Annotated in this window: 20 protein-coding genes and 1 pseudogene; 17 read left to right on the forward strand and 4 right to left on the reverse strand. The window is 71.6% G+C overall.

Annotated elements, in window-relative coordinates:
• Positions 1–6: 6 nt before the first annotated feature.
• Complete coding sequence (locus tag MXD64_RS05800) at positions 7–618, reverse strand: class I SAM-dependent methyltransferase (protein ID WP_071252363.1); 612 nt, start codon at positions 616–618, stop codon at positions 7–9.
• A 61-nt stretch (positions 619–679) separates the two neighbouring features.
• Between MXD64_RS05800 and hflX the strand changes: the two genes are divergently transcribed.
• Positions 680–2221 (forward strand): GTPase HflX, encoded by a 1542-nt coding sequence (gene hflX, locus MXD64_RS05805; protein WP_056071260.1) that lies wholly within the window; start codon positions 680–682, stop codon positions 2219–2221.
• A gap of 209 nt (positions 2222–2430) precedes the next feature.
• Here hflX and lexA read toward each other — a convergent pair whose 3' ends face one another.
• Positions 2431–3075 carry a transcriptional repressor LexA gene (gene lexA / locus MXD64_RS05810; protein ID WP_017885907.1) on the reverse strand — a complete coding sequence of 215 codons (645 nt, stop codon included), beginning with the start codon at positions 3073–3075 and terminating at the stop codon, positions 2431–2433.
• A gap of 236 nt (positions 3076–3311) precedes the next feature.
• Between lexA and MXD64_RS05815 the strand changes: the two genes are divergently transcribed.
• The 16 genes from MXD64_RS05815 to MXD64_RS05890 all read left to right on the forward strand — a co-directional run bounded on the left by MXD64_RS05815 (position 3312) and on the right by MXD64_RS05890 (position 17623).
• Complete coding sequence (locus tag MXD64_RS05815) at positions 3312–3689, forward strand: LysM peptidoglycan-binding domain-containing protein (RefSeq protein WP_056071257.1); 378 nt, start codon at positions 3312–3314, stop codon at positions 3687–3689.
• 64 nt (positions 3690–3753) lie between these two features.
• Positions 3754–4860, forward strand: a complete 1107-nt coding sequence (locus tag MXD64_RS05820; RefSeq protein WP_056071254.1) for a histidinol-phosphate transaminase — start codon at positions 3754–3756, stop codon at positions 4858–4860.
• Positions 4857–5459, forward strand: a complete 603-nt coding sequence (gene hisB / locus MXD64_RS05825) for an imidazoleglycerol-phosphate dehydratase HisB (RefSeq protein ID WP_027464776.1) — start codon at positions 4857–4859, stop codon at positions 5457–5459. Before MXD64_RS05820 ends, hisB begins: the two co-directional genes overlap by 4 nt.
• Positions 5456–6094 carry an imidazole glycerol phosphate synthase subunit HisH gene (gene hisH, locus MXD64_RS05830; RefSeq protein ID WP_017885903.1) on the forward strand — a complete coding sequence of 213 codons (639 nt, stop codon included), beginning with the start codon at positions 5456–5458 and terminating at the stop codon, positions 6092–6094. The genes hisB and hisH overlap by 4 nt, the downstream gene beginning before the upstream one ends.
• A 97-nt stretch (positions 6095–6191) precedes the next feature.
• Positions 6192–6938 (forward strand): bifunctional 1-(5-phosphoribosyl)-5-((5-phosphoribosylamino)methylideneamino)imidazole-4-carboxamide isomerase/phosphoribosylanthranilate isomerase PriA, encoded by a 747-nt coding sequence (gene priA, locus MXD64_RS05835; RefSeq protein ID WP_042538431.1) that lies wholly within the window; start codon positions 6192–6194, stop codon positions 6936–6938.
• 4 nt (positions 6939–6942) lie between these two features.
• Entirely contained in the window at positions 6943–7758 is an 816-nt protein-coding gene (locus tag MXD64_RS05840) for an SseB family protein (protein ID WP_017885901.1), read from the forward strand.
• Between the two features lie 59 nt (positions 7759–7817).
• Complete coding sequence (locus tag MXD64_RS05845) at positions 7818–8693, forward strand: ParA family protein (RefSeq protein WP_017885900.1); 876 nt, start codon at positions 7818–7820, stop codon at positions 8691–8693.
• Positions 8677–9480 carry a segregation and condensation protein A gene (locus tag MXD64_RS05850; protein ID WP_017885899.1) on the forward strand — a complete coding sequence of 268 codons (804 nt, stop codon included), beginning with the start codon at positions 8677–8679 and terminating at the stop codon, positions 9478–9480. Before MXD64_RS05845 ends, MXD64_RS05850 begins: the two co-directional genes overlap by 17 nt.
• Complete coding sequence (gene scpB / locus MXD64_RS05855) at positions 9470–10168, forward strand: SMC-Scp complex subunit ScpB (RefSeq protein ID WP_259496364.1); 699 nt, start codon at positions 9470–9472, stop codon at positions 10166–10168. Before MXD64_RS05850 ends, scpB begins: the two co-directional genes overlap by 11 nt.
• Before the next feature lie 1228 nt (positions 10169–11396).
• Positions 11397–12185 carry a pseudouridine synthase gene (locus MXD64_RS05860; RefSeq protein ID WP_228501111.1) on the forward strand — a complete coding sequence of 263 codons (789 nt, stop codon included), beginning with the start codon at positions 11397–11399 and terminating at the stop codon, positions 12183–12185.
• Positions 12186–12243: 58 nt separating this feature from the next.
• Positions 12244–13356 (forward strand): prephenate dehydrogenase, encoded by a 1113-nt coding sequence (locus MXD64_RS05865; RefSeq protein WP_042538427.1) that lies wholly within the window; start codon positions 12244–12246, stop codon positions 13354–13356.
• 194 nt (positions 13357–13550) lie between these two features.
• Positions 13551–14246 (forward strand): (d)CMP kinase, encoded by a 696-nt coding sequence (cmk, locus tag MXD64_RS05870; RefSeq protein WP_263137439.1) that lies wholly within the window; start codon positions 13551–13553, stop codon positions 14244–14246.
• Positions 14247–14392: 146 nt separating this feature from the next.
• Positions 14393–15913 (forward strand): ribosome biogenesis GTPase Der, encoded by a 1521-nt coding sequence (der, locus tag MXD64_RS05875; RefSeq protein ID WP_017885894.1) that lies wholly within the window; start codon positions 14393–14395, stop codon positions 15911–15913.
• A gap of 178 nt (positions 15914–16091) precedes the next feature.
• Positions 16092–16673 (forward strand): hypothetical protein, encoded by a 582-nt coding sequence (locus MXD64_RS05880; protein ID WP_263137240.1) that lies wholly within the window; start codon positions 16092–16094, stop codon positions 16671–16673.
• 58 nt (positions 16674–16731) lie between these two features.
• A complete protein-coding gene (locus tag MXD64_RS05885; RefSeq protein WP_017885892.1) occupies positions 16732–17253 on the forward strand; it encodes a hypothetical protein in 522 nt (173 codons plus the stop codon).
• 46 nt (positions 17254–17299) lie between these two features.
• Positions 17300–17623 carry a hypothetical protein gene (locus MXD64_RS05890; protein WP_263137241.1) on the forward strand — a complete coding sequence of 108 codons (324 nt, stop codon included), beginning with the start codon at positions 17300–17302 and terminating at the stop codon, positions 17621–17623.
• A gap of 99 nt (positions 17624–17722) precedes the next feature.
• On the opposite strand, the pseudogene MXD64_RS05895 reads toward MXD64_RS05890, so the two are convergent.
• Together MXD64_RS05895 and MXD64_RS05900 are read right to left on the reverse strand one after the other, a co-directional pair.
• Positions 17723–19880 (reverse strand): annotated as a pseudogene (locus MXD64_RS05895) (RecQ family ATP-dependent DNA helicase).
• Positions 19881–19956: 76 nt separating this feature from the next.
• The gene (locus MXD64_RS05900) at positions 19957–21432 is read right to left on the reverse strand and encodes a hypothetical protein (RefSeq protein ID WP_214584604.1); all 1476 of its coding nucleotides are present in this window, start codon (positions 21430–21432) and stop codon (positions 19957–19959) included.
• Between the last annotated feature and the right edge of the window lie 57 nt (positions 21433–21489).

Raw genomic sequence — 21489 nt, forward strand, 5'->3', positions numbered from 1 at the left:
CGCGCCCTACGCGCTGTGCTGCACCCGGAGGACGCGGAAGCCCTTGGCCGTCGACTCGCGCGTGACTGCGAAGCCCGGACCGAGGGCGCCGACGAGCCACTTCTGCAGGGAGTCACCCCCGAGGTCCTTCGACACGACGAGCCAGGCATCGCCCCCGACCTCGAGCCGGGGCAGCCACGTCAGCAGGATCTGGTGCAGCTCGTCCTTGCCGACCCGGATCGGCGGGTTCGACCAGATCGTCCGGAACCGCAGGTCTGCCGGCACGTCGTCGGGCAGCGCGATCGTGACGTTCGTCGCTCCGGCCGTCGCTGCGTTGGCCCGGGCGAGTCCCAGCACCCGCTCGTTGACGTCGACGCCCCAGACGTGGGCGTCGGGGGACTGCAGCGCCATGGTGATCGCGATCGGCCCCCAGCCGCAGCCGATGTCGAGCAGCGCTCCGTCAGCAGCGGGTGCCGGCACCGAACCGAGCAGGACCTTCGTGCCGCGGTCGACGCCGTCGGGACTGAAGACCCCCGCCGCGGTCGACAGGGTGAGGGGCTGACCGGCGAGCGTGACGTCCACCTGGCGGGGCCGGACGTCGCTCTCGGGGTTGGCCGAGAAGTAGTGGTCGTTCGCCATGGATGAACCGTACCGGCAACCGAGTGTGTCGACGGGCCTGCGGAGGTAGCCTGTGCACAGGATGACGGATACCCATCAGCAGAACCACCAGACCAACGACGACAGCGCAGACGGTGTCGTCGAGAGGGTGTTGCGCAACGCAGACCACCGTGCAGCATCGTCCATCTTCGCGCCCGCCCAGGCGATCCAGACGCGGTCGACCGACGATCGCAGCTGGACGGGCGACGGCGACCAGTACGACCGTGAGGACCGTGCGGCGCTGCGCCGTGTCGCCGGCCTCTCCACCGAACTCGAGGACGTCACCGAGGTCGAGTACCGCCAGCTGCGGCTCGAGCAGGTCGTCCTGATCGGCGTGTACCCCCAGGGCGACGCGCAGGACGCCGAGAACTCCCTCCGCGAGCTCGCGGCACTCGCCGAGACCGCGGGTGCCGTGGTGCTCGACGGGCTCCTCCAGCGCCGGCCGAACCCGGACCCGGCCACCTACCTGGGCAAGGGCAAAGCCCAGGAGCTCGCGATGGTCGTCAAGGCCACCGGCGCCGACACCGTCATCGCCGACACCGAACTGGCACCCTCGCAGCGTCGTGCGCTCGAGGACGTCGTGAAGGTGAAGGTCATCGACCGCACGGCCGTGATCCTCGACATCTTCAGCCAGCACGCGAAGACCCGCGAGGGGAAGGCGCAGGTCGAACTCGCCCAGCTGCAGTACCTGCTGCCTCGACTGCGCGGTTGGGGTGACTCGATGTCCCGGCAGGCCGGTGGCCAGGTCTCCGGAGGCGCTGGCATGGGCTCTCGTGGCCCCGGTGAGACGAAGATGGAGCTCGACCGCCGCAAGATCCACACGCGGATGGCGAAGCTCCGCCGGCAGATCGCCGGGTTCACCCCGGCCCGTGAGGCCAAGCGTGCTGAGCGCAACCGCAACGAGGTGCCGAGCGTCGCGATCGCGGGCTACACCAACGCCGGCAAGTCGTCACTGCTCAACCGACTGACGAGCGCGGGTGTGCTCGTGCAGAACCAGCTGTTCGCGACGCTGGACGCGACGGTCCGCCGGACCGAGAGCACCAAGGGCCGCGAGTACACGTTCGCCGACACCGTCGGCTTCGTGCGCAACCTGCCGCACCAGCTGGTCGAGGCCTTCCGCTCCACCCTCGAAGAGGTCGGCGACGCCGACGTCATCGTGCACGTGGTCGACGGCTCGCACCCCGACCCCGGGGCGCAGCTGTCCACCGTGCGCGAGGTCATCGGTGACGTCGGTGCGGGTGACATCCCGGAGGTCGTCGTGTTCAACAAGGCCGACCTGATCGACGACGCGCAGCGCCTCGTGCTCATCGGGCTCGTGCCGGACGCGGTGTTCGTTTCGGCGCGCACCGGTGAGGGCATCCCGGAGCTCCTCAGCGTCATCGAGGACCGCCTGCCCGAGCCCGACGTGGACCTGACGATCGTGGTGCCGTACGACCGCGGTGACCTGGTGTCGTCGCTGCACGACACCGGCTCGGTCGAGTCCGTCGACTACGTCGAGGACGGCACGCGCCTGCGGGTGCGCGTCTTCCAACGGCAGGTCACCGAGCTCGAGCCCTACGTGGTCACGCCCGTCCCGACCGTCTGACCCCCGGCTCCGACTGGCGCTGGCAGCCGGCTGGCGCTGGTGAGCGCCGCCGCGCGGCCTGGAGGCCCGTCACGAGTCCGTCAGACGCCGTCGTGTCACCGAGACACCCCGGAACACACGAAACGCCGCCGAATCCGGCGGCGTTTCGTCGTGCAGGGGGCGTCGTACGGTGACGACGGCGTCCCGCGCCGGTGCGGCGCGAGCAGTGGTCAGAGGGAGCGGAGGACCGCGACGACCTTGCCGAGCACCGAGGCCGCGTCGCCGAGGATCGGCTCGAAGGCGGAGTTCCGAGGCAGCAGCCACGTGTGGCCGTCGCGCTGGCGGAAGACCTTGACGGTCGCCTCTTCGTCGAGCATGGCCGCGACGATGTCCCCGTTCTCGGCGGTCTGCTGCGACCGGACGACGACCCAGTCGCCGTCGCAGATCGCGGCGTCGATCATCGACTCGCCGACGACCTTGAGCATGAAGAGCTCGCCGGTGCCGACGAGCTGGCGGGGGAGCGGGATGATCTCGTCGACGTGCTGCTCGGCGGTGATCGGGACACCGGCGGCGATCCGGCCGACGAGCGGCACGAGCGTCGTGGCGTCGATGTCCGGGCCGCCGACGTCGGAGGTCGGCTCGTCAACCAGGACCTCGAGCGCACGCGGGCGGTTCGGGTCGCGGCGGATCCAGCCACCGAGCTCGAGCTGGCCGAGCTGGTGGGAGACGCTGGAGAGCGAGGAGAGCCCGGCGGCGTCGCCGATCTCGCGCATGCTCGGCGGGTAGCCCCGCGAGGCGATCGACGCACGGATCGCGTCGAAGATCGCCTGCTGCTTCGGCGTCAGCGGCTTCTGGCCCCGCAGTTCGTCCACCACGTCGTCTCGCTTTCGTCGGTGCCGGTCCGGCCGCGGCGGGAATGTCGGTGGTCCCCGTCAGGCTTGTCCCAGTCGATCGAAACAGTATCCGACCCGCCAGGGCCGGACAAACACCTGTTCGAGCGTGTCGCAAGAAAACCCCGCAGAAATCCTCTCCCAGGACTTGTGCGTCGTCTGATTCGAAACTATGTTCGGTACAGGACTTCGGTTCCACCGAACGGGAAGGCAAGAACGACATGAGCACCATCGCCATCGCTGACATCCAGCGCACCGCGGCGCCCGCCGTGCGTACCCGCCTGCGTCTGACGCGTCGCGGCCGCATCGTGTTCACGACGCTCGCCGCGATCCCGCTCCTCGTCGTCGTCGCCCTCGGCGTGCTGAACGGTGGACAGGCCTCGGCCGGTGACGCCACCGCCGGCGGCGCCCGCACCCACTTCGAGACCGTGACGATCCAGCCGGGCGAGACGCTCTGGCAGCTCGCCGAGCAGACCGCCCCCGACTCCGACCCGCGCGACTTCGTGCAGGACGTCGTCAGCCTCAACGCGCTCGACGGTTCGGCGCTGCAGGCCGGCGAAGAGCTCTCCATCCCCACCAAGTACACCGACGGCGAGTAGTCACTCGGGCAGCCCCGTCCAGACGGCTGGTCGTCGCACGGTGACAGCGGCCTACGATGGATCGGTGGCATTCACGCTCGAAGACCTCCCGATCCGAGACGACCTGCGCGGGCAGAGCCCCTACGGCGCCCCGCAGAAGCACGTCCGCGTGCAGCTGAACGTCAACGAGAACACGCATCCCGTTCCGGACGACGTCGCCGCTGACATCATCGAGTCGATCAGGCAGGCCCTGCTGACGGTCAACCGGTACCCGGATCGCGAGTTCACCGAGCTCCGCCAGTCCCTGGCGGACTACCTCGGGCACGACCTGAGCGCCGAGCAGCTCTGGGCGGCGAACGGGTCGAACGAGGTGTTGCAGCAGCTCCTGCAGGCGTTCGGCGGGCCCGGTCGCTCGGTCCTCGGGTTCCCACCCACCTACTCGATGCACTCGATCCTCGCGTCGGGTACCGGCACCACGTGGATCCCGGCCCAGCGGGACGACGAGTTCCGCATCTCGCCCGAGACCGTCGTCGCAGCCATCCGCGACCACAAGCCCGACATCGTGTTCCTGTGCGGGCCGAACAACCCGACGGGCACCCCGCTCGACATCGAGGCGATCGCGGCCGCCTACGACGCGACCGACGGCATCGTGATGGTGGACGAGGCCTACGCCGAGTTCATGCCGTCCGACGCTCCGAGCGCGCTCACGCTGCTGCCCGGACGTGAGCGCCTGGTGGTGTCCCGCACGATGAGCAAGGCGTTCGCGTTCGCCGGTGCCCGGGTCGGGTACATGGCCGCGCACCCCGCCGTCGTCGACGCCGTCCGGTTGGTCCGGCTGCCGTACCACCTGTCCGCGCTGACGCAGGCGGCAGCGATCGCGGCACTCCGGCACGCCCCCGAGATGCTGGCGATGGTCGACGACATCAAGGCGCAGCGCGACCGCATGGTCACCGAGCTGCGGGCCATGGGGTACCGGACCTACGAGACCTGGTCGAACTTCGTCCTCTTCGGAGGTGTCGCCGACCCGAACGCTGCGTTCGAGGCGCTGCTCGAGCGCGACGTCATCGTGCGCGACCTCGGCATCCCGAACCACCTGCGGGTGAGTGCGGGGACCGAAGCCGAGACGACCGCGTTCCTCGACGCCATGCGGCAGGTCGCCGCCGAGCAGCCGCCGGTTAGGGTTGACGCATGACCGCCCGCACCGCCTCGATCAGCCGTTCGACGAGCGAATCGAGTGTCGAACTCGAGCTCGACCTGGACGGCACCGGGACCTCGTCGATCTCGACCTCCGTCCCGTTCTTCGACCACATGCTGACCGCGTTCAGCAAGCACTCCCTGATCGACCTGCGCGTGCGCTCCACGGGTGACACCGACATCGACGTGCACCACACGGTCGAGGACACCGGCATCGTGCTCGGACAGGCGATCAAGCAGGCCCTCGGCGACCGGTCCGGCATCGGCCGGTACGGCGATGCCCTGGTCCCGTTGGACGAAGCGCTGGCCCAGGCCGTCGTCGACGTCTCCGGGCGTCCGTTCCTGGTGCACTCCGGCGAGCCCGCGGGCTTCGAGTTCCACCGCATCGGCGGCCACTTCACCGGCTCGATGGTCCGTCACGTGTTCGAGGCGATCACGTTCAACGCCGGCATCACCGTCCACGTCCGCGTGCTCGAGGGCCGCGACCCCCACCACATCGCCGAAGCCGAGTTCAAGGCGTTCGCCCGGGCCATGCGCAAGGCGGTCGAGCTGGACCCGCGCGTCGACGGCATCCCGTCCACGAAGGGCGCCCTGTGACCGCCGCCAAGCCGAACGTCGTCGTCCTCGACTACGGGTCGGGCAACGTCCACTCCGCCGCCAAGGCGCTCGAGCGCGCCGGGGCTGACGTCACCCTGACCTCGGACAAGCAGGCGGCGCTCAAGGCTGACGGCCTGCTCGTCCCCGGTGTCGGGGCGTTCGCGGCTGTCATCGACCAGCTCGAGGGCGTGCAGGGCGGCGAGATCGTCGACCACCGCCTGGCAGGCGGGCGCCCGGTGCTCGGCATCTGCGTCGGCATGCAGGTCCTGTTCTCGCGGGGCATCGAGCGTGGTGCCGACGTCGAAGGGCTCGGCCAGTGGCCCGGCACCGTGCAGGAGATCCAGGCCGAGGTGCTCCCGCACATGGGCTGGAACACCGTGCAGGCGCCCGAGGACTCCGTGCTGTTCGACGGCCTGCACGACGAGCGCTTCTACTTCGTGCACTCCTACGGCGTGACCGACTTCCCGCTCGAGGCGTACGGGCCGTTCCGTGCGCCCCGCCTGACCTGGGCCGAGCACGGGCAGCCGTTCATCGCCGCGGTCGAGAACGGACCGCTCACCGCCACGCAGTTCCACCCCGAGAAGTCCGGCGAGCCGGGCATCCGCCTGCTCTCCAACTGGGTCCGCTCGCTCTGAACCCGGCCTGCACCGGGCGCGACGGCCGTGCCGGACGCGCCCCGGGCCTCCCGGCTGTCCGCAGCCCCTTCTCCACCGCAACGAAACCGACAGGACCATGACCGACCTCACCGACACCCCGCCCCTCGTCCTGCTGCCGGCCGTCGACGTCGTCGACGGACAGGCCGTGCGACTCACCCAGGGCGAGGCGGGCAGCGAGACCGGCTACGGCGACCCCGTCGCCGCTGCCCGCACCTGGCGTGACCAGGGCGCGGAGTGGATCCACCTCGTCGACCTCGACGCCGCCTTCGGCCGTGGCGACAACCGCCGGGTGATCGCGCACGCGATCCGCGAGGTCGAGGGGGTCTCCGTCGAACTCTCCGGCGGCATCCGCGACGACGCCTCGCTCGAAGCGGCCCTGGCGACCGGTGCGGCGCGCGTGAACCTCGGCACCGCAGCGCTCGAGAACCCCGACTGGGCCGCGCGGGTGATCGGCGAGTACGGCGAGCAGATCGCCGTCGGGCTGGACGTCCGCGGCACCACGCTGTCGAGCCGCGGCTGGACCGAGGATGCCGGTGACCTGTGGGAGGTGCTCGACCGCCTCGAAGCCGCCGGGTGCGCCCGCTACGTGGTGACCGACGTCACGAAGGACGGCACGCTGCAGGGCCCGAACGTCGAACTGCTCCGCCAGGTGTGCGACCGGACCGACCAGCCCGTGGTGGCCTCGGGCGGGATCTCCACCCTCGACGACCTCCGGGCGCTCCGCGAACTCGTGCCGTACGGGCTCGAAGGCGCGATCATCGGCAAGGCGCTGTACTCCGGGGCGTTCACGCTGCCGGCCGCTCTCGACATCGCCTCGGAGTAACGCCGTGGCGGGCATCTCGAACGGTCGTGGCACCGGGCCGGAGACCGACGACGCGCACACCCCGGGTGGGGCGGCGGACTCGGCGGGGTTCTCGTGGGAAGGCCGCACGTTCGACCACCACGACACCGCCTTCGCGGACGACGACGGACTCGCCGACCCCGCGGTGGTCGCGGCCATCGGCTCACTCGCCGACGGTGCGTCCCAGGCCGCGATCGTCGATGCGCTCCGTTCCGCCCGCCTGCTCATCCCGCTCATCGCCGAGGCCGGCGACGTGGGGGAGACCGACGCGGGCAAGCTCGTCGACAAGACCCAGGAACTCTCGATCGTGACGGTCGCCGGCCCCGACGGTCGCAGCGTGATGCCCGCGTTCACCTCGGTCGACGCCGTGCACGCGTGGGACCCGGACGCGCGCCCCGTGCCGGTGGAGTCCCGCCGCGTGGCGATGGCCGCGGCGAGCGAGGACACCCAGCTCGTCGTGCTCGACCCGAAGTCGCCGACCGAGTTCGTGCTGCGTCGTCCGGCGGTGTGGGCACTCGGGCAGGACCTGCCCTGGACCCCGTGCTTCGAGGACCCCGAGGTGGCCCGTGCCTTCGCGGCCTCGGTCGAAGGGGAGCCCAGCGTGGCCCGTGTCGAACTCGCGCCGGGCGACCCGGTCGGCCGGTTCGCCGGACCGGAGCTGACGGTGGGCCTGGCGCTGCACCCGGGGCTCGACCGCGAGCAGGTCGGCGAGCTCGTCGGCCGGCTGCAGCAGCGGTGGTCGGCCGACCCCGTGATCGCGGAGCGGGTCGACAGCATGCGCGTCGCCCTGCGCGCTGCCTGACGAGCAGCAGTGCGGCGGTGCGACCCGGCCCACCCCGACGTCGCCGGTACGATGACGGGGTGAGCCCGAACCCGACGACCAACCCCACCGGCGCGACCACCCACGGTCCGACGGGGCGTCCCGTCCGGGACTTCCCCGTGCCCGAGGAGCTCGACAGCACCGGACCCGCCCGCATCATCGCGCTCTGCAACCAGAAGGGCGGCGTCGGCAAGACCACGACCGCCATCAACCTGGGTGCCGCGCTCGCGGAGTACGGCCGCAAGGTGCTCGCCGTGGACTTCGACCCGCAGGGTGCGCTGTCTGCCGGCCTCGGTGTCCGCACCCACGACATCCACACCGTCTACGACCTGCTCATGGGTGCCGTGAAGGACCCGAACCAGGTCATCCAGCCGACGAACACCCCCGGCCTCGACGTCATCCCGGCGAACATCGACCTGTCCGCGGCCGAGGTGCACCTGGTCAACGAGGTCGCCCGCGAGCAGATCCTGGCGAGCGTGCTGCGCAAGGTCGCGAACGACTACGACGTGATCCTGGTCGACTGCCAGCCGTCGCTCGGCCTGCTCACCGTGAACGCCCTGACCGCTGCACACGGCGTGCTCATCCCGCTCGAGTGCGAGTTCTTCGCGCTCCGCGGTGTCGCGCTGCTCATCGAGACGATCGACAAGGTGCGCGACCGCCTCAACCCGGCGCTCAAGCTCGACGGCATCCTGGCGACCATGTACGACTCGCGCACGCTGCACTCGCGCGAGGTCATGGAGCGGGTCGTCGACACCTTCGACGACCGCGTGCTCGACACCGTCATCGGCCGCACCGTGAAGTTCCCGGACGCCACGGTGTCCGCACGACCGATCACGCAGACCGCGCCGGACCACCCTGCCGCCCACGCCTACCGGCAGCTCGCACGAGAGCTCGTCCAGCGTGGCGCCGTCGCCTGAGCCGGGGTTCCGGGTCCGGCTCACCAACTTCGACGGACCGTTCGACCTCCTGCTGTCGCTCATCACGAAGCACGAGCTCGACATCACCGAGGTCTCGCTCGGTGCCGTGACGGGGGAGTTCATCCAGTACGTCCGGCAGGCCGAGTCCGCCGACGAGCTCGACGAGGCCAGCGAGTTCCTGGTCGTCGCGGCGACCCTGCTCGACCTGAAGATCGTCGGGCTGCTGCCGCAGGGTGAGCTCGTGGACGCCGAGGACGTCGCCCTGCTCGAAGCCCGCGACCTGCTGTTCGCCCGACTGCTGCAGTACCGGGCGTTCAAGCAGGCCGCCGACTGGTTCGGGGAGCGGTGGGGCATCGAGTCGCGCCGGCACGTCCGCAGCGTCCGGCTCGAGGAGCGGTTCCGCGCGCGGACGCCGGAGCTCGTCTGGACCCTGTCCGTGCAGGACTTCGCCGCCCTCGCCACGCTCGCCTTCGCCCCGCGGGAGATCCCGACCGTCGGCCTCGACCACCTGCACGCGCCGCTCATCAGCATCCGTGAGCAGGCCGCGATCGTCGTCTCGATCCTCCGCACCCGTGATGGTGAGGGTGTCTCGTTCCGCGAACTGGTCGCGGGCGTCGACCAGACCGGTATCGTGGTGGCTCGCTTCCTCGCGATCCTCGAGCTGTACCGGAACGCGTCGATCTCGTTCGAGCAGCTCGAGCCGCTCGGGGAGCTGACACTGCGGTGGACCGCCGAGGACTGGTCCGACGAGAGCCTCGCGAACCTGGGAGCCGACTATGACGGATGACGTGCACGACACGTCCAGCGCCGAACCCGGCGGCGCCGACGAGATGGCCGACGCCCGCGCGATCGAGCACGAGATCCACGACCACGCCGAACACGCTGCATCGCCGGCCCACCCCGCCATCCCGCTCGACCGCCAGCTCGAGGCCATCCTGATGATCGCGGACGAGCCCCAGTCGCTCGTCGCGCTCGGTGCCGCCGTCGGTTCGCCCGTCCCCGCCGTGCGCCAGGCGATCGAACGCCTGGTCGCGGACTTCGACGGTGTCGACGGCACGATCCGCCGTGGCTTCGAACTGCGCGAGGTCGGGGGCGGCTGGCGCTTCTACGTCCGCGCCGACCTGGACCCCGTGGTCGAGCAGTTCGTCGAGGCCGAGCGCCCCTCGCGGCTGTCGCAGGCCGCACTCGAGACCCTGGCGGTCGTCGCCTACAAGCAGCCGATCACCCGATCGCAGATCGCTGCGATCCGCGCCGTCAACGTCGACGGCGTCGTCCGGACCCTGGTGGCACGCGGCCTCATCGAGGAGTCGTTCACCGACGCCGAGACCGGCGCCATCAACTACGTCACGTCCGACCTGCTCCTGCAGCAGCTCGGCATCAACTCGCTCGACGAGCTGCCGCTCATCTCGCCCCTCCTGGACGACGGTGCGGACGGCTTCGAGCAGAACGAAAGGATCCCCGATGGCAGGGTTTGACGACCGGGGGCGCGGCGCGCCCCGAGACCGAGACGACCGCAACGGACGCTCAGGAGGCCCGGATCGCTCCGGCCCCCCGTCCGGCGGACGCGGCGGGGCCGGCTCCGGTGCCGGTGGCCGCTCCGGCGGGTACGGTCGCGACGACCGTGGGGGCGCACGCCCGCCGCGGGACGACGACCGTCGTGGCGGGTACCCGTCGCGTGACGACCGTGGTGGGTACCGCGGGGCTTCGGCTCCGCGTGACGACCGTGGTGGTGACCGTGGTGGGTACCGCGGGGCTTCGGCTCCGCGTGACGACCGTGGTGGCGACCGTGGTGGGTACCGCGGGGCTTCGGCACCGCGCGATGACCGTGGTGGCTACCGGGGCCGCGATGACCGTTCCGGTGGCGGCGACCGTGGTGGGTACCGCGGGGCTTCGGCTCCTCGCGACGATCGTGGTGGCTACCGCGGCCGTGACGACCGTGGTGCGTCCGCTCCGCGTGACGACCGCGGCGGCTACCGGGGTCGTGACGACCGTTCCGGTGGCGGCGACCGCGGTGGGTACCGCGGCAACTCCGCTCCGCGTGACGACCGTGGTGGCTACCGGGGCCGTGACGACCGTGGCGCTTCGGCTCCGCGCGATGACCGTGGTGGGTACCGGGGCAACTCCGCTCCGCGTGACGACCGCGGCGGCTACCGGGGTCGCGACGACCGCGGGAGCGCGGCTCCGCGTGACGACCGTGGTGGCTACCGCGGCCGTGACGACCGCGGGGCTCCGGCTCCACGTGACGACCGCGGCGGGTACCGGGGTCGCGACGACCGATCCGGTGGCGGCGACCGCGGTGGGTACCGCGGCAACTCCGCTCCGCGTGACGACCGTGGTGGGTACCGGGGTCGTGACGACCGTGGGCCTTCGGCACCGCGTGACGACCGTGGTGGCTACCGCGGCCGTGACGACCGCACCAGGTCGGCACCCCGTGACGACCGTCGGGACGACCGCGGCCGCGACGACCGCCGCACCCCCGACGGCCAGCAGAGCCGCGTCTGGCACAACGGCCGCCGCTACGTCGGCGGCACCACGAGCGTCCGCAACAGCGACCGCACCACGCCGAAGCCGAGCGGGCAGCGCGACGACCGGGGCAACCCGGCCGAGGGCACGCCCGAACGGCCGATCATCGAGGACTGGGACGCGGCGGACGGAACGGCGCCTGCCGGGGCCGAGCCGGGCCTCCAGGCAGAGGGCGAGCGCCTGCAGAAGGTGATCGCCGCTGCCGGCGTGGCATCCCGCCGGGTCGCGGAGAACCTGATCGTCGAGGGCCGCGTGACGGTCAACGGCGAGGTCGTGGACGCCCTCGGGCGTCGCGTCGACCCCGAGAAGGACGCGATCAGCGTCGACGGTGTGCCGGTGCAGATCGACTCGTCTCGGCGCTACATCGTGCTGAACAAGCCGACCGGCGTCGTCTCGAGCCTGCAGGACGAGCGCGGGCGCCGCGACCTGACCGAGTTCGTGGACCGCTACGAGGAGCGCCTGTTCAACGTCGGCCGTCTCGACGCCGAGACCTCCGGGCTGCTCGTCCTGACGAACGACGGCGACCTGGCGCACGTGCTGGCGCACCCGTCGTTCGGCGTGCAGAAGACGTACATCGCGAAGGTCCACGGCAACGTGAACCCCGCCGTGGTGCAGCGCCTGACCGAGGGCGTCGAGCTCGAGGACGGTCCGATCAAGGCCGACAAGGTGCGGCTGCTCGAGTCCTCGCGGGGTGAGTCGCTCGTCGAGATCACCCTGCACTCCGGCCGCAACCGCATCGTCCGACGCATGCTCGAGGCCGTCGACCACCCGGTCCTCGAACTCGTCCGCCGGTCGTTCGGGCCGCTGCACCTGGGCAGCCTGCCGCCGGGCAAGATGCGCGAGCTCGGCACGGTCGAGGTCGGCAAGCTGCTCAGCACCGTCCGCGACGCGAAGCCGTCCGCTCGTGACGACCGCGACGTCGCACTCGACCAGGACGACGACGAGTACGAGGACGAGTCGGCGGACTGACCGACCCCGACGCTCGGGCATCGACCGATGCCCGAGCCTCGATCGGTAGGCTTGCCCGGTGACCGACGTGACCCCGACCGACATCGACCGCCGTCTACGCGGCCCGGTCCGGGTCGTCGGTGCCGGGTTGCTCGGCGCCTCGATCGGTCTGGCCCTGCGTGAGAAGGGTGTGGACGTCGTCCTCGACGACGTCTCGCCCGCCGCGCTGGCGCTCGCCGTGGACTACGGCGCCGGGCGTCGGCCGGCAGCCGGCGACCAGCCGGAGCTCGTCGTCGTCGCGGTGCCGCCGGACGTCGTCGCGACGGTGGTCGAGCGTGAGCTCGCCGCCCACCCCGACGCCGTGGTGACGGACGTCGCCAGCGTGAAGTCCGGGCCGCTCGCCGCCCTGGTGGCGGCCGGCGCGGACGTCTCCCGCTACATCGGGTCGCACCCGATGGCCGGACGCGAGCGCAGCGGTCCGACCGCCGCCCGCGCCGACCTGTTCGTCGGACGCCCGTGGGTGATCGCGGGACACGACGGCATCACGTACCAGCGAGCTGCGGTGGTCGAGGACCTCGCGCTGGACGTCGGCGCGACCGTGGTGCCGATGGACCCCGAGTCGCACGACCTCGCCGTGGCGTACGTCTCGCACGCGCCGCAGCTCGTGTCGACGCTGATGGCCTCGCGCCTGCGCGATGCCCCCGACGGGTCGCTCGGCCTGGCCGGCGGCGGCGTGCGCGACGTCACCCGGATCGCCGCGAGCGACCCCGGGCTCTGGGTGCAGATCATCGGCGCGAACGCCGGGCACATCCGGCCGGTGCTCACCGACCTGCGCGACGACCTGACCCGCGTGATCGACGCGCTCGGCGACCCGGACGGTGCCGGATCGCCGCGCACCATCGCCGAGACCATCGCCGACGGCAACCGCGGGGTCGAACGGCTGCCGGGCAAGCACGGCACCACCAAGCGCTTCGCCCAGGTGGTCGTCCTGGTCGACGACACCCCCGGGCAGATCGCCGCACTCCTGACGTTCATCGGGGAGATCGGCATCAACCTCGAGGACATGCGCCTCGAGCACTCACCGGGCGCACAGATCGGCATCGTCGAGGTGTCGGTGCTGCCCGAGCAGGAACAGCGACTCGTCGAGGAACTCGAGGGGCGCGGATGGAGGATCGCAGCAGCATGGGCCTGAACGACGACACGAACGCAGCGACGAACGACTCCGGTGTGACGGGCGGACCGGACGGGCCCGACTCCGGCCTCCCGACCCCGGGCCAGGGTGGCGCCGGCGGCCCGCTGAGCGGCAGCGGCGACGGCGGCGCACTCGGTGGTCCAGCCGGCGGCCTCGGCGAACCCGGCGGGGAGCCCGGTTCGACCAGCGCCCCGATGCCGTCCGGTCTGGCCGACGGCGCCTACGTGGCGAAGATCGTCATCGCGGTCGACGGTCCGGCCGGCAGCGGCAAGTCGAGCGTCTCCCGCGCGGCGGCCCGAGCCCTGGGCTACGGCTACCAGGACACCGGCGCCGCCTACCGTGCACTCGCGTGGCACGCCCTGCAGCAGCGGGTCGACCTCGACGACGCCGCGGCGGTCCTGGCGAGCTGGGACACCTTCGACTACGCCATCGGCACCGACCCCGACGACTACTACGTCAAGGTGGGGGAGACCGACGTGACCGAGGCCATCCGTACCCCCGACGTCACCGGTGCAGTGGCCCACATCGCGAAGCTCCCGGACGCCCGGAAGCGCCTGGTCCATCTGTTCCGCACCGTCATGCGGAAGACCGACGCCCCGGGCATCATCACCGAGGGCCGGGACATCACCACGGTCGTCGCACCCGACGCCGAAGTCCGGATCCTGCTGACGGCCGACGAGTCCGTTAGAATGGCCCGACGCTCGGCAGAGGTCACGACCCAGTCGGCCGCCGAGACCTCCGCAGCACTCGCTCGTCGCGACGCGGCGGACGCGAAGGTCGTCGACTTCATGAACGCCGCCGACGGCGTCACGACGCTCGACTCCACCGACCTCGACTTCGACCAGACCGTGCAGGCGGTCGTCGACCTGGCCCGCGCGGCCACGCACTGACGCAGACCGGACCGCCTCGGCGGGCCGCTCACGCACTGACGCAGACCAGAACGCTCCGGCGGGACGGTCAACCACGGCCGGACCCCCGGCCCCGGCCGGCAACGGCCACCGACACCGCGGCCCCGGCCGCTCGCGAGGAACACAAGATGGCTCAGCTGGACAACCCTGACAACGACGACTTCCCGGAGTACGACGACGCCCTCGGCGAGCGTCTCGCCGGACTCGACGAGGCAGAGGCCGAGCAGCGTGCCACCGCGCTCCGCGCCGGCCTCGAAGAGTACGACCTCGAGGACGAGGACCTCGCCCTGCTCGAAGCGGGCCAGATCGGCGAAGACGGCGTCCACTACCTGCCGGCCTACCCGGTGCTCGCGATCGTCGGTCGCCCGAACGTCGGCAAGTCGGCGCTCGTCAACCGCATCCTCGGTCGCCGTGAAGCCGTCGTGCAGGACGTCCCCGGCGTCACCCGCGACCGCGTCAGCTACAAGGCCGACTGGAACGACAAGCGCTTCACGCTCGTCGACACCGGCGGCTGGGAGCCCGGCGCCGAGGGCATCAACGCCTCCGTCGCCGCCCAGGCCGAGGTCGCGATCGACCTCGCCGACGCCGTGCTGTTCGTGGTGGACGTCACGGTCGGCATCACCGCCACCGACGAGCACGTCGTGAAGATGCTCCGCGGCACCGACCGCCCCGTCATCGTCGTCGCGAACAAGGCCGACGACGAGCGCCGTGAACTCGAAGCCTCCGAGCTCTGGAACCTGGGCCTCGGCGAGCCGCACCCGGTGTCCGCCCTGCACGGCCGCGGCGTCGCGGACCTGCTCGACCTGATCATCAAGACGCTCCCCGACACCTCGGCCGTCGCCAAGCAGGAGGTCGGTGGCCCCCGCCGCGTGGCCATCCTCGGCCGCCCGAACGTCGGCAAGAGCTCGCTGCTCAACAAGGCCGCCGGTGAAGAGCGGGTCGTCGTGAACGACATCGCCGGCACCACCCGCGACCCGGTGGACGAGCAGATCGAGCTCGGCGGCAAGGTCTGGCGCTTCGTCGACACCGCCGGCATCCGGAAGCGCGTCCACATGCAGCAGGGCGCGGACTTCTACGCGTCGCTCCGCACCACCGCCGCGCTCGAGAAGGCCGAGGTCGCCGTCGTCGTCCTCGACGTCACCGAGCCGGTGTCCGTGCAGGACCTGCGCATCATCGACCTCGTCCTCGAGTCCGGCCGTGCCCTCGTGCTGGCCTACAACAAGTGGGACCTGCTCGACGACGAACGCCGCCGCTACCTGGAGCGCGAGATCGAGCAGGACCTGGCGCACGTCGCCTGGGCCCCGCGCGTGAACATCTCGGCCCGCACCGGCCGTCACCTCGAGAAGCTCGTGCCGGCGCTCGAGACCGCCCTCGAGTCGTGGGACACCCGAATCCCGACCGGCAAGGTCAACGCCTTCATCGCCGAGCTCGTGCAGGAGCACCCGCACCCCGTGCGCGGCGGCAAGCAGCCCCGCATCCTGTTCGGGACCCAGGCGTCGAGCCAGCCGCCGACCTTCGTGCTCTTCACGTCGGCGTTCCTCGACCCGCAGTACCGACGCTTCATCACGCGTCGACTCCGCGAGGTCTGGGGCTTCTCCGGCACGCCGATCAACGTCAACATGCGGGTGCGCGAGCGCCGGAAGCGCTGAGCCTCCCCACCCGTCACGCAGAACGCGCCCCGATCCGTCGGGGCGCGTTCTGCGTTCTGCGTTCGCGTTCGCGTCCGCGGTCGGCCTGGAGGCCCGGGGCCGGTCCGGCGCGCCGGTGCGGCATCATGGGGGCGGGGGTACCGGGCGGTGGGCAGCCGACCGACGTCGGCTCGCCCTGGTGGGTGTCCTCGTCGGGGTGGTCGTCGTGGGTTCGGTGTCCCTGTGGACGAGCTCGCACGCACCGGACGACGGCGAACCGGTCACCCGTGCCGACGCAGTGGGCCCCGAGCCGGCGCAGTCGCCCGACGTCCGGCTGCCGCCGTCCGACGCCCTCGGGGAGCCGATCGAGCCCGAACCCGTCCGTCCGGTCGACGGCTCACCCATCGACCCGTGGTGGCGGCGCGTCCCGCCGGTCTCCGGTGACATCGTCGGCATCGGGGCGGCTGCCTCCGGGCACGTCCGGATCACCGCGAACACGGGCGACGAGACCCTCGCGGTGGAGATCGACCACCTGGAGACCGGCGGGGACGGCCCGGTCGACGTCGTGCTGTCCGCGGGGACGGTGCGCGGTGGCTCGAAGCCGATGTGGACGCCGGTCGGGGAGTCCTACGACCTGTTCCAGGCCGACGGGGTCGAACAGGGGCTGACCGTCGTGCTCGGCGAGCCGTGGACGCTGCCCGACGAGGTCCGCTCCCTGGTCCTGCTCGACGCCGGGACCGGCACCGTGCTGGGCGGCGCGGCACTCGTCCCGTCCGACTGAGCCGTCCCCGCTCGGGGCTGCGTCTCCTGTCGGCCTCGGGATGGGGCACGATGTACTGGTGACGCAGCAGAACGACGGACTCGGTGTGCTCGCCGACCGTGTGTGGTGCCGTCTTCGGCTCGACCGGTTGGCCGGAGGCCGGCAGTCCGGGTACGTGATCCGCGAGGACATGCTCGAACACCCGGACACGGTGCGTTCGTTCCGGTGGATCCGGTGGCTGCTCGTCGCGGAGACGGTCGTCGGCCTCACCGCCATCGTGGTCGCGGTGCTGCTGACCCGCGCCGGGGAGTCCCTGTCGTGGGCGGTGTGGTTCCGGTCCACCGTGGTGCTGCTGATCACCTTGACGCTCTACGTGTTCGCCTGGCGGGCGCAGCTCGGGTACTACTGGGCGTACCAGCGGCTGCGGTTGTTCAGCCGGATCTTCCCGATCGTGACGCTGATCGTCGCGGCGATCCCCGGGCTCTACCCGTTCTGGATGGTCATCGAGCAGATCCTGTTCTCGGTGCTCATGGTCGGCATCGGCGACGTGCTGACGAGCGACCACATGCGGGCCACGTTCCCGAAGCCCGCGCGGCGCTGAGGCTGCCGTCGGCCGCCGTGGCGCACCGTCGTGGCACGATGGGCTGGTGCGCGAGAACTCGGCTGGTCAGTGGTTGCTCGTGGTGCCCTCGGTCGTGGCGCTCGGAGCCGGGCTGTGGAACGTCGGAGCACTGGTCAGCATGTTCACCAGCAGCGGTTCCTTCGCGTGGTGGTTGGTCTCGGGGCTCGTGGCGTTGGTCGCCCTCGTGATGACCCTCGTGGCGCTCATCGTCGGCCGTGCGCAGCGGGCGTTCGTCGTCGGACTGGCCGCCGCCGGACTGTTCGTCGCGGGTGGGGCGCTGCTGCTCGACCTCTTCGTCGGCGTGTTCTCGTCGTGGCTCGCCACAGGACTGGGGTCGAGCGGGTCCTGACCGCTGCGCGCCGGAGCGGTTTCCGGTGGATGCCGGACCAGGTGTGCGACAACCCACGGGTCGATCGACACGTGGACTGTCGCAAAACAGGTGCGGGGGCTACGCCACCGTGGCCAGGGCGAACGGGAGCACGGCGGAGGCCCCGGCGCGCCGGAGCTCCCGGCCTGCGACGGTCATCGTCCACCGGCTGTCGACCAGGTCGTCCACGAGCAGCACCGGGCCCTCGTGCGACTGCAGGGCGGCGGCGAGCGACGGATCGACCACGAAGGTGTCCCACACGCCGGACAACCGGTAGGCGCTGTTCGTCGCACCGTCGCCGCGAGGGGTCCCGCCGGCACGGCCGAGCGTGCCGAGGAACTGCAGCCGCCCGATCGTGGACAGCGCCTGGGCGAGGGACCCCACGAGCTCGGGCCGTGACCGCGAGGACATCGCCACGACGCCGGTCGGCCGGGTCTCCCACGGCCAGTCCTTGAGCGCCCGGACGCAGCCGTCGACGAGTTCGCGCGAGATCGGTGCATCAGGGGTGGACGGCGCGAACAGTGCACGCAGGGGACCACCCCAGCCGAGGTCGGTCAGACGCGCCACCGCACGGCCGGGCTGCACGAGCTCGTCTGGACCGATCTTGCCCCGCACCGAGACACCGAGCGACGACATCCCCGAGGGCCACTGGGCACGCGGGGCGATCTCGACGCCGACCTTGTCGAGCGCGGCCGCCGCCCCGGACGAGTCGGTGTCGGACACGGCGGTCGGGAACCACGCCCCGGCGCAGTTGTCGCATCGGCCGCAGGGCTCGGCCGAGGGGTCGTCGAGGTCCTGCTGCAGCAGCTGCATGCGGCAGGCCGAGGTGGACTCGTAGTCGAGCATCGACGCGGCCTCGGCAGCACGGGCCGCGGCGACGCGTTCGTACCGGGGTGCGTCGTACTCCCACGGCTGCCCGGTCGACACCCAGCCGCCGGTGACGCGTCGGACGGCGCCGTCGACGTCGAGCACCTTGAGCAGGAGTTCGAGGGTGGAGCGCTTGATGTCGACCAGACCCTCGAGCGCGACGGTCGACATCGCGGTGTCGGTCGACAGGGCGCCCAGCACGGCGGCGGCACGGGCTTCGGTCGGCATCGAGGCACTGGCGAAGCTACTGCCAGATCTCGCGGTCCTCGCGCCCGGGCAGGAGCAGGACGTCGGCGTTGTCGGTCGCACGACCCGCGCGACCGATCTGCTGGTAGTAGGCGACGGGCGACGACGGAGCGCCCACGTGCACGACGAACCCCAGGTCGGGCTTGTCGAACCCCATGCCGAGCGCACTCGTGGCGACCAGGGCCTTCAGCTCGTTGCCCTTGAGCTGCTGTTCGAGCTGCTCGCGCTCGTCGGTGTCGGTGCGCCCGGTGTACGCGCGGACGGCGTACCCGTTGTCGCGCAGCAGCCGGGCGATGTCCTCGGCCGCCGAGACCGTGAGCGTGTAGATGATGCCGCTGCCGGGCAGGTCGCCGAGGTGGGCGAGGAGCCACCCCAGCCGCTGCCGGGCGTCGGGCAGGGTCAGCACGCCGAGGCGCAGGGACTTGCGGGCCAGGGACCCGCGGATCGTGAACACCGGGTCGGCCGGGCCGGCGGTCAGCTGCTCGGCGACGTCCTCGACCACGCGCTCGTTCGCCGTCGCGGTGGTGGCCAGGACGGGGACGCCGTGGGGGAGCGACCGGATGAGCTCGGCCAGACGCCGGTAGTCCGGCCGGAAGTCGTGGCCCCAGTCCGAGATGCAGTGCGCTTCGTCGACCACGAGCATGCCCATCCGGGCGATCAGGGTCGGCATCTGCTCGTCGCGGAACTTCGGGTTGTTCAAGCGCTCGGGGGAGACGAGGAGCACGTCGACCTCGTCACGGGCGAGGGCAGCCTGGGTCTCACCCCACTCGTGCGCGTTCGCGGAGTTGATCGACACCGCACGGACCCCGGCCCGCGCGGCAGCGGCGACCTGGTCGCGCATCAGGGCGAGCAGCGGCGACACCAGGACCGTCGGGCCACCCCCGCGCCGGCGCAGCAGCAGCGTCGCCAGGAAGTACACCGCCGACTTGCCCCACCCGGTGCGCTGGACGACGAGGGCGCGCTGCCGGTGCTCGACCAGCGCGGAGATCGCCTCGAGCTGGCCGGGGTGGAACACCGCGTCGGGGCGCCCCGTGAGCGCAGCGAGCGCCTGCTGCGCCTCGGCGGCGATGTCCGCAGAGGGGGAGACGGAAGACGACGCAGTGGACCCGACACCAAGACCAGACATGCCCCCATGCTGTCAGCACCGACCGACGAAACCCGGGTCGCGACTCCCGGCTGTGGACAACCGGACCAACCGGGCCCTACTGGTACGTGACCAACGACGGCGTCGGCCGCACGTCCCGCATGGTCTGCGCGGGCGTCAGCATGGGCGTGTCCTCGTCGGTGAAGTTCTTCCAGCCCCAGTGCAGCCCCTCCGGCGCGCCCTGGTGCAGCGCCTTCCACGTCGCCTGCTTGTCCGGCTGCGACCCCTGCCCGTCGACGTGCACGAGCATGTCGAGCTCCGGGTGGGTCCGCAGTGCTGAGCGGTCCTGGATCATCGACAGCCGGAACTGGTGCAGCACCAGGGCCTTCGGCGGCAGCCCTTCCTGCTTGACCAGCGCAGCCAGCCACGACGAGACCTTGTTCACCTCGGACGCCGACACGCTGCCGATCTGCTGCAGGGGTACCTGGTCCTTCGTGAGCCGCCACTCCGGGTCGAGCGCCAGCCACACACCGGGCTGCTTCAGCAACGACTCGTACTTCTTCGCCTGTGACAGGAAGTCCGACCGCCCCGGCTGCAGGTCGATGATGACCGGCATGTCCGCATCGTGGGCGGCCTCGACGTAGGGCTCGAGCGTCGAGACCGGCAGTTCGGTCGAGTAGTCGCCGTCGGCGCCGGCGTCGCCCGCGGCGACGGTCGCGATGACCTCCATCGCGGGCGTCACGAGCTCGTCGGACTCGGCCCGGTACGGCTTCGCGACCTGCTCGGCCCGCTGCACGGTCTGCTTCGGCCCCTGCTCGCCGAGCACTCCCAGCGCCGGCGCCCCGGGAGCCCCGTACAGCGCGACGTACCGGTGCCCGTCGAACGGCCGCTGGCCGCCGTTCCGCAGCTGGAACCCGCCCTCGGCCGCCCGCACCGTCCACTCCGGGTCCGGCAGGGCGTCGAACGCCGCACCGACCAGGACCGTCGGGTGCTTCGCCCGCTCGTGCAGCGCCGTCACCACGTCGGGTGCGGCAGCCGGGTCGGACACGCCCTTCGGCATGGTCACGACCCGCGCACCGGCAGCCTTCGCGGTTGCTACGGCAGCAGCGTCCGCACGCGCGTCCGCCACCACCACGGTCGCCTGCCGGGAGGCCCGGGTCGACTCCGGCGCGTCACCGCCGTCCGGCGCCTGCCGCTGTTCGACGTCCGTGTCGAGCGACACGTCGCCCTCGGCCTGGTACCAGCCGGCACCGAGCCGGTCGAGCTCGCGGGCGACGGCAGCGTCCTTGTTCTTGGTCGTCAGCAGCACCGGGACGTGGGCGCTCGCCGCGGTCTTCGCTGCACCACGGATGCCGTCGGTGTCGCCGGCCCGGGCGACGACCGCGCCCGGAGCGCTGGCGAACAGCGCCTTGCTGACCCGGACCGACCGCGCTGCGGCGTCCGCAGCGTCGGCCACCGTGACGGTGTCGGCGGAGGCCTTCGCCAGGGTCGGGCGGCTCGTGTCCGGTTCGCTCGACGTGCACCCGGCGGCTCCGAGCAGCAGGCCGGAGACGGCGATCGCGACGAGGACACGAGGGGTGGAACGAGAACGCATCGGGCCACCCTACGAGCCAGGCGGAGAGGTCCCTGAGAATCCGACGGGTGTCGTCTC

The organism is Curtobacterium sp. Arg-1 (assembly GCF_025643395.1).
GTDB classification, from domain to species: domain Bacteria; phylum Actinomycetota; class Actinomycetes; order Actinomycetales; family Microbacteriaceae; genus Curtobacterium; species Curtobacterium poinsettiae.